At 70.3% G+C, this 12,809-nt stretch carries 9 protein-coding genes and 1 tRNA gene; 6 read left to right on the top strand and 4 right to left on the bottom strand.

The genetic code is table 11. The annotated features are described in order from the left end of the window. Window positions 1-105 precede the first annotated feature (105 nt). The gene (opgC, locus tag ABD732_RS11895) at window positions 106-1,308 is read left to right on the top strand and encodes an OpgC domain-containing protein (RefSeq protein WP_344783918.1); all 1,203 of its coding nucleotides are present in this window, start codon (window positions 106-108) and stop codon (window positions 1,306-1,308) included. Continuing rightward, window positions 1,217-2,431, top strand: coding sequence for a trans-sulfuration enzyme family protein (locus tag ABD732_RS11890; RefSeq protein ID WP_344783916.1), 1,215 nt, complete (start codon window positions 1,217-1,219; stop codon window positions 2,429-2,431). The genes opgC and ABD732_RS11890 overlap by 92 nt, the downstream gene beginning before the upstream one ends. Before the next feature lie 14 nt (window positions 2,432-2,445). Here the strand turns inward: ABD732_RS11890 and ABD732_RS11885 are convergent, their stop codons facing one another. Next, a complete protein-coding gene (locus ABD732_RS11885) occupies window positions 2,446-3,948 on the bottom strand; it encodes a DUF7782 domain-containing protein (protein ID WP_344783913.1) in 1,503 nt (500 codons plus the stop codon). A 126-nt stretch (window positions 3,949-4,074) separates the two neighbouring features. Here ABD732_RS11885 and ABD732_RS11880 point away from each other — a divergent pair, with 126 nt between their 5' ends. Next, window positions 4,075-5,751: a hypothetical protein gene (locus tag ABD732_RS11880; RefSeq protein WP_344783912.1), complete on the top strand. Its 1,677-nt coding sequence runs from the start codon at window positions 4,075-4,077 to the stop codon at window positions 5,749-5,751. 90 nt (window positions 5,752-5,841) lie between these two features. On the opposite strand, the gene ABD732_RS11875 is transcribed toward ABD732_RS11880, so the two are convergent. The 3 genes from ABD732_RS11875 to ABD732_RS11865 all read right to left on the bottom strand — a co-directional run bounded on the left by ABD732_RS11875 (window position 5,842) and on the right by ABD732_RS11865 (window position 10,205). Further along, a tRNA-Leu gene (locus ABD732_RS11875) sits at window positions 5,842-5,924 on the bottom strand. Between the two features lie 34 nt (window positions 5,925-5,958). Beyond that, window positions 5,959-7,665, bottom strand: a complete 1,707-nt coding sequence (locus ABD732_RS11870; RefSeq protein WP_344783910.1) for an ABC transporter ATP-binding protein — start codon at window positions 7,663-7,665, stop codon at window positions 5,959-5,961. Beyond that, complete coding sequence (locus ABD732_RS11865; RefSeq protein ID WP_344783908.1) at window positions 7,662-10,205, bottom strand: ABC transporter ATP-binding protein/permease; 2,544 nt, start codon at window positions 10,203-10,205, stop codon at window positions 7,662-7,664. Before ABD732_RS11865 ends, ABD732_RS11870 begins: the two co-directional genes overlap by 4 nt. Window positions 10,206-10,340: 135 nt before the next feature. On the opposite strand from ABD732_RS11865, the gene ABD732_RS11860 reads away from it, so the two are divergent. The 3 genes from ABD732_RS11860 to ABD732_RS11850 all read left to right on the top strand — a co-directional run bounded on the left by ABD732_RS11860 (window position 10,341) and on the right by ABD732_RS11850 (window position 12,808). Continuing rightward, the gene (locus ABD732_RS11860; RefSeq protein ID WP_344783906.1) at window positions 10,341-10,817 is read left to right on the top strand and encodes a transcriptional regulator; all 477 of its coding nucleotides are present in this window, start codon (window positions 10,341-10,343) and stop codon (window positions 10,815-10,817) included. Next, window positions 10,814-11,191, top strand: coding sequence for a DUF3817 domain-containing protein (locus ABD732_RS11855; protein WP_344783904.1), 378 nt, complete (start codon window positions 10,814-10,816; stop codon window positions 11,189-11,191). The genes ABD732_RS11860 and ABD732_RS11855 overlap by 4 nt, the downstream gene beginning before the upstream one ends. A gap of 66 nt (window positions 11,192-11,257) precedes the next feature. After that, window positions 11,258-12,808, top strand: coding sequence for a CoA-acylating methylmalonate-semialdehyde dehydrogenase (locus tag ABD732_RS11850; protein ID WP_344783902.1), 1,551 nt, complete (start codon window positions 11,258-11,260; stop codon window positions 12,806-12,808). Window position 12,809: the final 1 nt, after the last annotated feature.

The following is a 12,809-nucleotide window of genomic DNA, read 5'->3' as shown; positions in this document are numbered from 1 at the left end:
GAGCTTCCTGAAGCACCACGAGTATGATTTAGCCCCATAGGCCTCACCCGTCACGGCGCGCCGTCCCCACTTCGGGGGCGGCGCGCCGTACCGTCGGTAGGCACTATGAGGCGAGACCTGGCGATCGACGCCACCCGCGGTCTGGCGATCTGGAGCATGGTGAGTCTCCATTTCGCCAACGGCATGCTGATCGCCCGTCCCACGCACGCCTATCCGCTCGTCGACGGAATGAGCGCCTTCGTGCTGCTCTCCGGACTAGTGCTGGGCATCGTCTACCGGGGGTGGATCGACCGCTTCACGCTCCGCTACGCCTACGGCCGACTCGCCCGCCGGCTCGCCGCTCTCTACGTGGCGCAGGTCTTCATCTCGCTGGCCGCGGTGATCGCGGGTCTGTACCTGACGGCCCCGCAGTTCCGGCTGATCGCCGTCCTGCCCCCCGACCTCCCGATCGGCCGGCAGCTGTGGTGGATGGTGACCCTGCGTTTCCTGCCCAGCGGAGGCAGCATCCTCGTCGTCTATCTGATCCTGCTCTCCCTGGCCTTCCTGGTACTCCCCCTCCTGAAGCACCGGCAGTGGCCGCGGGTGCTGACCGCCTCCGGCGTCGGCTACGTGCTCAGCCAGACCGTCTCGCTGCCCGGGATGGTGATCACCTCCCATCCCGGTGGCGGCCCCATCCAGAACTGGATGGCCTGGCAGGTGCTGTTCGTGCCCGCCATGGTGATCGGCTGGAAGTGGACCGACTGGCGCATCCCGCAGCGGCTCGACGCCGCCCTGCCCGCGCTGCTGGCGGCCGCGGCGGTCGGCTGGGTGACGCTGGCCCACGGCATGTGGTTCGGCGATTGGCTGGCCACCCGTCCCGACCTGATCGGCAAGGTCGGTCTCGGTCCGGTGCGCGTCGTCGCGGCGTGGCTCGCGGTCACCTGCGTGTACGCCGTCTTCCGGCGACTCCTACAGTGGATGACGCACGACTGGTTCCGCCCATTGGTCATGGTCGGGGCACGCAGCCTGGACTCCTACGTGATCCAGGCGGTCGCCCTGCTCGCCATTCCGACGTGGATCGTCTTCCGGCCGTGGGGCCCGGGACTGTCGGCGCTGATGGTGCTCGCCGTCTTCGCCGGTTGCTGGTGCTGGGCCGAGGTCCGCCTGCGGTGGCGGATCGACAAGCTGCATCGCCTGCCGCTCGTGCTGGCCGGCGGTCGATTCCCAGGAGGGCGACGTGAGCGACTCGGTGCGACCGGACCGGAGCAAGCCGGCGAGTCTCGGCGAATCCTCCCTGAGCGTGCACGGCGGGAACCGGTCGCACGGTGAAGGCAGCGCCATCCGTGAACCGATCACGATGGCGAACTCGTACCATCTGCCCTACGACCCGTCGACGATGGACTGGTCCAATCCCGACCACCTGACCTACACGCGCAACACCGGGGTCAACCAGATCGCCCTGCAGAACAAACTGGCTGCGCTCGAGCACGGCGAGGACGCGCTGGTCCTGGCTTCCGGGGTCGCCGCGCTGCACGCGGTGTTCTTCACCCACGTCAGCTCGGGCGACCACGTCGTCGTCTCCGACACCACCTACGAGGCGACGTACAAGCTGTGGACCACGCTGCTGCCGCGCAAGTACGGGATCGAGGCGACCTTCGTCGACGTCACCGACCTGGATGCGGTGGCCGCCGCGATCCGGCCGAACACCAAGCTGATCGCCACCGAGGTGATCGCCAATCCGACCACCAAGGTGGCCGACATCGGCGCTCTGGCGGCACTCGCCCACCGCCACGGGGTCTTCCTGATGGTCGATTCCACGTTCACCCCGCCGCCGCTCTACCGGCCGCTCGACGACGGCGCCGACCTGGTGGTGCATTCGCTCACCAAGTACATCAACGGCCACGGCGACGCCATGGGCGGAGCGGTGATCGGGCGCGCCGAGTTGGTGGAACCGATCCGGGCCGAGGCGATGGTCGACGTCGGCGGCGTGATCTCGCCGTTCAACGCCTGGCTGATCATGCGCGGCTCGGTGACGCTGCCGCTGCGGCTGGAGCGCCACCAGGCCTCCGCTCTGGAACTGGCCCGATTCCTCGACGCCGACGAGCGCATCGCCTACGTCGCCTACCCGGGACTGCCCGGTCACCGGCAGCACGCAGTGGCCGCACGCCAGTTCGCCGGCCGCGGCTACGGCGGGATCATGGCCTTCGCCCTCGACGGCGATCCGGACCTGCAGAACCGTTTCATCGACTCCCTCCGGGTGATCACCTCGGCGGTCTCGGTCGGCCACGACGAGTCGCTGATCGTGCACGTGGGCACCGGCGGCCCGCGCGTGGCCGCCTACCCGGAGGGTTTCCGCACCCACGGTCATCTGCGGTTCTCGGTGGGGCTGGAAGACGTCGGCGATCTGCGCGCCGACCTGTCCGCGGCCCTGGACGACGCCTGCCGGAACTGACCGCCGCTATCGCCTCACTCGGCGACGTAGACGATCCCGCGGCCGATCGCCTCGCGCACCACGGGCAACGCGGCCTGTGCCAGTGCAGCCGCGTCGACGCCGTACGAGTCAGCGAGCAATTCGATCAGGATCGCCAGCGGCACCTCGCCGCGCGACCCGGCGAGCAGAGCGGTCATCACCTCGTCCACGCCGAGGACCGCGCCGGGGCCGCCGGGGCGGGTCACCGCGGCGGAGATCTCTTGCCAGCCTTGCGATCCCGGCAGCGACTGCGATTCCAGGAAGACCGGAGAGGTGCTCAGCGCAGCGGCCAGGAGGTCGTCGTCGCCGAGTTCGCGCAGCAGGTCGCGGCGCGCCCACCAGGCCTGCACCTCGAAACCGGTGACCTCCTGGCCGGCGGCGGTGATCTCTTCGATCACCACGTCCGGGGCGCGCTCGCCGACGGGCTTGCGCAGGGTCACCAGGCCCATGCCGATGCCGGCGATCTGCTCGCGTTCGAACCAGTCCAGCCAGGCCGCTCCGCGCCGCGCCGCCGCCTCGGGAGGCTCCCCCGCGTCGGCGATCCACAGGGAGATGTAGCTGATCGGGTCGGCCAGTTCTCGCTGCACCACCCAGGCATCCAGGCCGCTGGTCCGTACCCATTCGCCGATCCGCCGCTGCCAGTCCTGCTCGTCGTGCACGATCCAGTTGGCCAGCACCTGGGCGATGCCGCCGGGTTCCAGGTGCTCGCCGACCTGTTCGATGAGCTGCCGGCTGATCCCGTCGCCGGCGACACCGGAGTCACGGTAGATGTAGTCCTGGGCGCCGGCTCCGACGACGAACGGCGGGTTGGCGACGATCAGGTCGAACCTCTCCCCCGCGACCGGCTCGAACAGGCTGCCCTCCCGCAGATCCCAGTCCATTCCGTTGAGGCGGGCCGTCACCGCGGTGAGCGCCAGCGCCCGCGGATTGGTGTCGGTGGCGACCAGATGCTCGCAGTGCGAGTCCAGGTGCAGCGCCTGGATCCCGCATCCGGTCCCCAGGTCCAGCACCCGCCGGACCGGCGTGCGCACCACAGCCTGTGCCAGGGACATCGACGCCCCGCCGATACCGAGCACGTGGTCGTGCTCGAGCGGGCCGTCCCGCAGCAGCGCGTCCTGGTCGGAGACCACCAGGAAGTCGCGATCGTCGGAGCTGTGCGGACGGATGTCGATCTCGGCCCGGTAACCGCCGTCGGCGACGGCCAGCACCCCCTGGGCCACCAGCTCGCCCGGAGTCGACGGCGAGAATGCTTGCGTTACAGCACCTTCCGGCTCGACCGTGCCGAGCAGGAACAGCCGGACGAGAGTCGCCCGAACGTCCAGATGCTCGGGTGCACGCTCGGTGGCACGCAGCGCCGGCCACCAGGTGCCGCCGACCAGCGACTCGCCGGCCGCGGGCCCCAGGAGCTCCGCGACACCGTCGGAGGTGAAGCCGTGCTCGCGCAGCGTCCGGCCCAGGACGTCGATCAGTACGGGGTCGTCGGGCACAGGTCTGTTCACCGGCCCAAGGCTACCGGCCGACGGGGGATGCGACCGGGCCGCACGCTCAGTGTTCTCTTGGGTTAGGCTCAGCCTCGATCTGGTATGTCGGGTATCTGGAGAACTGTGAAAACGTCTGCTGTCCACGTGCGCCTCCGGCGCTCGGTCTTCGAAGTAGTCACCATCGTCGTCGCAGCAGCGTTGCTCGCCAACGCCGCGGTTCCCGATGCCCGGGCCGTCGAACTGGTGCGCGGCACGTCGGTGATCACCGCGGTGCCGGCCGCCGAGAAGACTGCCGCCGAGAAGCCCGCGGCCGAACCACCCGCGGAGTCGTACCAGCAGCGGCAGGATCGGATCGCCCGGTCCGCCGCCCCGCTCCTGCCCAGCGCGAAGGACAGGCCGGACGAGACCACCTGTGTCAGCGGCGAGTTCACCACGCTGGCGGTCGTGTACGACTCACTGGTCGCGTCCATGTCCCCCAGTCTTCCCCCGCAGGTGCGCGCCGCCGTCCTAGCCGATCAGCCGCGTATCAAGCGCGAGATGCAGCGGATCACCGTGTCGACCCTGGCGATCTCGGACCACCCGAAGACACTCGGCGCCTCCGACGACGATCCCGCGACCAAGTACCGGTCACCGCACTCGCAGGCGATCATCTCCGGGCTGCTGAAGATCCGCGACGGCAAGCAGAACGAGGCGATTCCGGTCGCCAACATCACCCTCTCGCAGGCGGTGGAGACCGCGTGGCTGTACTTCTTCAGCGGGGTGCTGGCGCCGGCACGCCTGGGCGTGGAGCTGGCCCCGAACATCATCGATCTCAGCGGCGGCCCCATCGAATCGCTGAGCTTCGTCTCGTACAGCATGCTGCTGACCATCGGCTTCGCCGTGATCCGGCTGGGATTGACCCAGGTCTACTCGGCGATCAGCGAGGCCGTCCTGAATCAGTGCGTCGCTCAGGTGACCGACGAGGAGAAGGCGCTGGCGGGGGCTCCGAGCGAGGACGTCGTCTACGACATCCCCATCCATCCGATCATCTCCTCGATCGCCGACCAGCTCGCCCTGGCCGACTCAGACACCTGCACCCCGATCGGCGATCTGACGCTGGCCCGGATCGTGACCCGCACCGGCGAGGCCGCCCAGGCCCAGGCCCCGAACGCCGCGGCGAAGCGGCAGATCGGCGCCGAGACCACGCGTCTCCTGCGGCAGATGCGGACCGTCCGGATTCCGCATCATCTGATCCCGGCAGACCCGGACGACTGGAACACCGTGGAGACGATGGGCTCCTACATCGGCGGCGCGATTCCCTTCGTCGGCGGCGCACCGCTGGACATCCTCATCGGGCTCGGTCACAACCTGGGCCAGGGCGCGCGCTTCGACGAGACCGTGTCGCTGCACGACCTCACCGTCACCAAGTCCCTGACGGCCGCGTACTTCTCGTATCACCTGGCGGTGCACCTGTTCACCACGATCGGCTCCGCACTCACCGAGCCGATCGTCAACGGCGGCCTGACGGTGTCACCGTTCGAGATCCTCGGCCGGTTTCTCAACCTGCCGCTCACCTACGGCCTGGTGACCTACCACCACGTCATCCGGTCGATGTGCCTGCGCGAGGACGACACCTCCGGCACCGGGCTGGGCGCCGAGAAGAAGCAGCGCGACTACGCCGCCGGGGTCCGCACGTCCGAGCCCTCGTCCTCGGTGAAGCCGCGACGGTCCGCAACGCCGTCGACCTCGGCCTCGTCGAGGCCCGCAGTTTCGTCGAGCGCGACGTCCAGTCGCCCGCAGCCACCGGCGCCGAGCAGTAGTGCCCGTCGCCCCGGCCGGTGACCTTCCCGGACGTTGTGACGGTGCCGGGACCGGTGACTGAGAACACCGAGTCGCGGCAGCGCCGATCGACGATGCCGCGACTCGTGACGGTGCGCGAGGCGGGACTTGAACCCGCACGTCCTTCGGACACTGGAACCTAAATCCAGCGCGTCTGCCAATTCCGCCACTCACGCGTGCGCACCCGAGAATACCCGGCGCCCGCCTGCGTCAGACCTGCCAGCCCTCGGTCTGCCGCCAACGGGTCCACAGGTCGGCGAACACGCCGCCGCGGGCCAGCAACTGTTCGACGTTGCCTGAGTCGACGACGCGACCGTCGTCGAGCACGATCACCTGATCGGCCAGCGCGACCAGCGCCGGACGGTGGGTGACGATCACCGTCGTCCGCTCACCGCGGACCTGTTCCAGGGCGTCGACCACCGCGCGCTCGGTGATGGCGTCCAGCGCCGAAGTGGCTTCGTCCACCAGGAGAACCCCCGCCGGTTTCGCCAGTGCCCGGGCCAGGCCCACGCGCTGCCGTTCGCCGCCGGACAGGGCGTTGGCGGACTCCCCCACCCGCGAGTCCCAGCCGGCCGGAAGGGTCTCGACCAGTTCGGTGAGCTGCGCCCGCTCGGCCAGGGCGGGCAGGGCCGCGTCGTCGACGGCGCCGATGTTCTCCCGGAGAGTCCCCGGGCGCAGTTGGGTGGTCTGGAAGACCACCGAGGCTTCGGCGAGCCGATCGGGTGCGGCCGCCGGGACGCCGTCGGCCAGGACTGCGCCGCCGGTGGGCTCGCGCAGCCCGGAGAGCACGTCGAGCAGAGTCGACTTGCCCGACCCCGAGCCGCCGACGATCACCGTGATGGCACCGGCCGGGAAGTCGGCATCCACCTCGCGCAGTGCCCGCGTGCCGTCCGGGTAGGTGAAGTCGAGGCCGTCGGCGCGAAGCCCGCGGGCCAGACCGGTGCCGCGCACGACACCGGCCCGCGGATCGCCGGCCGCCTGGTGCTCGGTCACCAGTTCGCGCACGGAGGTCAGCACGCGGGCCGCCGATGCCGAGGGGGTGGACAGCAACGACAACGAGCCCGTGGTCTCGACGATCCGCAGGAGCACCACGATCATCGCGGCCGCCGCGACCGGCTCCAGGTCGCCGGAGAGGTACAGCGCGACGGTGGTCGCGCCGAAGGCCAGCAGCACCAGCTGCAGCACCACCGAGAACAGGGTGTCGCCGGGGATCTGCCAGGCCAGCAGCCGCAGGCCGCGCCTGCGGGAGGCACGTAGCACCCCGTCGAGCGTGCCGGTGCCGACACCCGCGCCGCGCAGCGTCGGCTGAGCCCAGGCGAACTCGAGGACGCGGTCGTCCAGTTCGCGGCCGGCATCGGCGAAGGCCTCCTCTGATTTCGCCACCGCGCGGCGCCCGGCGACGAGCGCCAGGAACATCGCGATCCCGCCGGCCAGGGCCACCAGGGCGAGCTGCCAGGCGACCGCGAGGAGCATCAGCGCCAGCAGCGGCGTCAGCAGCAGCGCATGGATCAGCGGCGAGCCCAGCAGCACCACCACCGAGATCGATTCCGGTGCCGCGGTGGAGATCAGGTCCCGGAGCCGGGAGGCGCGCGGCGAGTGCAGTTCGGCCGGATCCAGCCGCCGGATGGCCGACAGGCCCGCGACCTCGATCGCGTCGATGAGCCCGAATCCGAGCCGTAGCCCGGCCCGGGTGGCCAGGCCGTCGGCGACCCACGCCAGGACCAGCTGCGCCACCAGCAGCCCGACCCACGGCCACGCCTGAGACGGCTGGTCGCCGAACAGGGCGTGCAGCACCGGGATCAGCGTCATCACCGAGGCGGCCTGCAACACGGTGGAGAACACCGTCAGGCCGACGAACAGGAGGCGGTCGCGGCGGCCGGCGGCACCGGTGATCGCGGCGATGTCGGAGTAGATCATGACAGGGCCTCCATCGCGCGACCGTGCAGGCGGGAGTACAGACCGCCGGCGGCCAGCAGTTCGGGTTGCGTGCCCTGTTCGGCGATCCGTCCGTCGTCGAGCACGACGATCAGATCGGCCTGGGCGACGGTGTGCAGCCGGTGGGCCACCACCAGCACGGTCCGCCCCTCCAGCAGGCGGGTGAGCCCCTGGCGCACTTCCCATTCGGAGTCCGGGTCGGCGGCGGCGGTCGCCTCGTCGAGCACCACCACGCGCGGATCGCCGAGGATCGCGCGCGCGATCGCGACGCGCTGGCGCTGGCCGCCGGAGAGGCTGTCGCGGTCGATGACGGTGTCGTAACCGTCCGCCAACCCCTCGATCACCTCGGCGATGTACGCCGTGCGGGCGGCGTCCACGATCTGCTCGCGGGTGGCTCCGGGCATGCCGAGCGCGATGTTCTCGGCCACCGTCCCGTGCACCAGCTGAACGTCCTGCAGGACGACGGCGATCTGCCGGCGCAGGACCTGCTCGTCGAGCAGTCGCAGGTCGGTGCCGTCGAGCGTGACGGCACCGGCATCGGGATCCCACAGCCGCGCCGCCAGCGCGGCCACGGTGGACTTGCCCGCCCCGGACGGGCCGACGACGGCGGTGGTGCCGCCCGGCGGGAGGGCGAGGGTGAAGTCCGAGAGGACCGCGCGCCCGGCCGTGTATCCGAAGGTGACGCGCTCGAAGCGCACCGCGGCGCGGGTGGCGCCGACGGCCGGCGACACCGCGGCGTCCGGACGGGCCAGCTCGGGCGTGGTGAGCAGCAGGTCCAGGCCGGCCTTGGCGGCCATCCCTTCGCGCAGGCCGTTGGCGGCGTAGGAGGCGGCGAGCAGACGGTCGCCGAACGAGGTGCCCAGGATCAGGAACGGCAGGATGGCCGCGGCGGGCATCCACCCGATCACGATCAGGCCGGTGCCGGCGAGCGCGACCAGCACCATCGAGGTCATCGGGCGGTTGAGCTGGATCAGGATCGCCTTGCGGTCGATCGTGTCGTGCTGCCACTGCTTCAGGAATCCGACCAGCGCCGAGACCTCGCCGGGCAGATCCACCGTGGCCTGGTCGCCGAAGACCCGGCTGACCGGCTGACCGGCGATGTACCGCTCGGCGTCGCCGGGCAGGGTCGCGTTCCACTGCAGCACCCGTTGCAGCCGTGGTTTGTCACCGGCCGCCAGCCGGATCATCAGGACCAGGTAGACCACCACCGGCACCAGCAGGATCAGCGCGAGCGTCCAGTTCACCGAGAACAGATAGCCGAGGATCGCCAGCGGCGTCACCACGGCGGTCACCAGGTCCACGGCCGCGTGCGTCACCAGGTAGTGCAGCGAGTTGATGTCGTCCTGGGCGAGCTTGCGCACCTCCGCCGAGCGGCGGCCCAGGAACCAGCCCAGCGGCAGCCGGGTGAACTTCTCCATCACCCGGCGCCGCAGGGCGGCGGCGAAGAACTGGTCGTAGAAGTGGAGCACCGTGATCAGCACGGCGCTCAGTCCAGTGCCCACCAGCAACACGATCACACCGGTCACCCCGACCTGGACCAGTTGCTCGCGGTCGGCGCCGTCGACCAGACGGCGGGCCAGCTCGGCGAACAGGACCAGCGGCACCACCGCCAGCGCCGCCAGGACCAGGGCGATGAGGGCGGACAGGATGAAGGCCGGGCGCGCCGGGCGCAGGACGGACGTGCCGTCGTCGATCGGGACCGCCGGCGCCGCGGCGGGCGCTCCCTCCGCTGCTGCGGCGACCTCGGCTTCGGCCACGCCGGCCAGTTCCTCGGCTTCGACCTGCTTGCCCATCGCCCGGCCCCGGATCCAGTAGGCCTGGGCGTGCATGGTGCCCTTGTTGTGCCCGTGGTCGCCGGTCAGCTTGGCGCGCACCAGTCGGGTCGCGGTGCTCTCCGCCGCCACCCACGACTTCCAGCCGCGATAGTCGTCGTCGCCGAGCGCGTCCACCAGGGCCCGGCCGTCCGGGCGCCGCGGCACCCAGGTGACCTCCAGGTCGGGATGGTCGGGAATCGACAGCTGCGGGTCGTCGTCGTGCGTGTACTCCAGGAAGGCCCGGACCCCGACGCCGGGCGGCGCGGCCGCGATGATCGAGCAGATCCCCGGCCACGAGGCCACGTCGCCGACCAGCAGGTAACCGGCCGGCTGCGGATCGTCGAGTTCCCAGCCGTCGCCGCCCATGCGCTGCATGACGAGTTCGTCGCCGGGCGCGGCGTGCACGGCCCAGTTCGACGCCGGACCGGCGGGCTGGTGCACCAGGAAGTAGATGCCGAAGGTGCCGGCGGCGGGATCGGGATCGACGAGGGTGTAGCCGCGCTGGTACTGCTTGCTGCCGCCGTCGACGTCCGGGAACCAGGCGCGGATCCAGGCCGACGGCCGCTCCCCGTCGGGATACAGCAGTGTCTCGCTCGTGAAGTCCAGGCGCACGACGGCCGACGAGATCCACTCGATGCGGGTGACCGTGGCCAGATGTTCTTTGGCGCCGAGTGCCCGTAAGACCGCACCCTGAAATCCCCTGCCCACGCGCTCTCCAATCTCACCCCGGAAGATTAGGGTCAGCTTACCTATCGTGCACCACAGTTCCACCCGGCCGCCGTCCGCCCCGGCTCCCTCCGGCGGGGCGCAGGTCACATCGCATGAACAGGTACCGTCGATACCGTGGAGACGACCCCTCAGCAGCCTCGGCGGCGGCACCGGCCGGCGCTGATCGTTCTCGTCGCCGTGGCCGCGGCGGCCTGCCTGGCTCTGGGATGGTGGCAGCTGGACCGTTTCGAGTCGGCCTCCGGCACCGCGCAGAACCTCGGCTACGCCCTGCAGTGGCCCGTTTTCGCGATCGCCTTCGTGTGGGCCTATCGCCGCTTCGTGATCCTGGAGGAGGACCCCGAGGTGGAACAGCAGCGCTCACGCAGCGGCCCCACCGAGATCCCCGAGGGGATCCTGCCCGAACGCCCGACCGCCGCCGATCCCGCGGTCGCCGCTCTGCGCGACGCCCCCGACGACCCGGCCGCCGCCGAGTACAACCGCTACCTCGCGGAACTCGACCGCACCCCCGGCACCCCCGCTTCCGTCAACACCGAGCCCGTCACGACCGAGCCCAGCAGCCCCGAACCCAGCACGACGAAGGACCAGAAGTGACCGACACCCCTCAGCAGTCTCCGGCCGGCACCGAGGCGGCTCCCGCCAAGAAGGTGACCGCGTCTCCCGCGTCGATCAAGAGCGCGTTGCAGAAGTTCCGGGTGATGGCCTGGATCACCGGTGTCTGGCTGCTGGTGCTGTGCGCCGAGATGATCGCCAAGTACGGCTTCGGCGTGGAGGGCCTCGAATGGATCGGGCCGGTGCACGGCGCGATCTACTTCCTGTACTTCCTGTTCACCCTCGACCTGGCGATGAAGGTGCGCTGGTCGCTGTGGACGACGTTCATCACCGTGCTCGCGGGCACCATTCCGCTGCTCTCCTTCTGGGTCGAGCACATCCGCACCGTCGAGGTCCGCGAGCGCTTCAGCCTCTGACCTGCAGTTTCAGTAGATCTGTCGACAAACCTTCCAATTACTTGGATGTCCTAGTATATTTGGGGCATGGCTGATCTGCGAACCATCCCCCATTACCTCGACGGCGCCCGCGTCGACGCCCCGGACGCCCGCCAGGCCGACGTCTACGATCCCAACTCCGGGAAGGTCGTGGCCACGGTGCCCCTGGCCGACGCCTCCGCGGTCGATGCGGCCGTCGCCTCGGCCCGGACTGCACAGGCGGAGTGGGCGAGCTGGAACCCGCAGCGCCGCGCCCGTGTCCTGATGCGCTTCATCGCCCTGGTCAACGACGAGATGGACGAGCTGGCCACCACCCTCTCCCTGGAGCACGGCAAGACGCTCGCCGACGCACGCGGCGACATCCAGCGCGGCCTCGAGGTGATCGAGTTCGCCGTCGGCATCCCCCACCTGCTCAAGGGTGAGTACACCGAGGGCGCCGGTGCCGGTATCGACGTCCACTCGGTCCGCCAGCCGCTCGGTGTGGTCGCCGGCATCACCCCGTTCAACTTCCCGGCGATGATCCCGCTGTGGAAGGCCGGTCCCGCGCTGGCCTGTGGAAACGCCTTCATCCTCAAGCCCTCCGAGCGCGACCCCTCGGTGCCGGTGCGGCTGGCCGAACTGTTCACCGAGGCGGGACTTCCCGACGGCGTCTTCCAGGTGGTGCACGGCGACAAGGAGGCGGTCGACGCGCTCATCGAGCACCCCGACGTCAAGGCCCTCGGCTTCGTCGGCAGCTCGGACATCGCGCAGTACATCTACTCCGGCGCCGCCGACCGCGGCAAGCGTTCGCAGTGCTTCGGCGGAGCCAAGAACCACGCGATCATCCTCCCCGACGCCGATCTGGACATGGTGGCCGATGCGCTGCTCGGCGCCGCGTACGGCAGTGCCGGCGAGCGTTGCATGGCCCTGTCGGTGGCCGTGCCGGTCGGCCAGGAGACCGCGGACCGCCTGCGCGAGAAGCTGGTCGAGCGGATCGCCGGACTGCACGTGGGACACAGCCTGGACCCGCGGTCGGACTACGGCCCCCTGGTGGCGCAGTCGGCGCTCGACCGCGTGCACCACTACCTCGACGCCGGCGTGACCGAGGGCGCCGAGCTGGTGATCGACGGCCGCGGCCAGGGCGCCGCCGACGACAGCTTCTCCGACACCGATCTGCGCGAGGGCTTCTTCATCGGCCCGAGCCTGTTCGACAACGTCACCCGCGACATGTCGATCTACACCGACGAGATCTTCGGTCCGGTGCTGGTGATGGTGCGCGCCGCCGACTACGAAGAGGCCCTGGCCCTGGCGAACGACCACCAGTACGGCAACGGCGTCGCGATCTTCACCAACGACGGCGACGCCGCCCGCGACTTCGCCTCGCGCGTCGAGGTGGGCATGGTCGGGGTCAACGTGCCGATCCCGGTTCCGGTGGCCTACCACACCTTCGGCGGCTGGAAGCGTTCCGGATTCGGCGACCTCAACCAGCACGGTCCGACGTCGATCCAGTTCTACACCAAGACCAAGACCATCACCTCGCGCTTCCCGTCCTCGGCGGTGCGCACCGGTCAGGCCGGCACCTCCGGTGGGGCCGAGTTCGTCATCCCGACGATGAAGTGAC

It is taken from the genome of Gordonia caeni, from assembly GCF_039537105.1.
Classification (GTDB): Bacteria; Actinomycetota; Actinomycetes; order Mycobacteriales; family Mycobacteriaceae; genus Gordonia; species Gordonia caeni.
This window is presented reverse-complemented; position numbering and strand designations above follow the sequence as displayed.

Coding starts and splice junctions, on each gene's coding strand:
- ABD732_RS11870 (WP_344783910.1), bottom strand. CDS start 7,665: ATGATCTACTCCGACATCGCCGCGATCACCGGTGCCGCCGGCCGCCGC.
- opgC (WP_344783918.1), top strand. CDS start 106: ATGAGGCGAGACCTGGCGATCGACGCCACCCGCGGTCTGGCGATCTGG.
- ABD732_RS11850 (WP_344783902.1), top strand. CDS start 11,258: ATGGCTGATCTGCGAACCATCCCCCATTACCTCGACGGCGCCCGCGTC.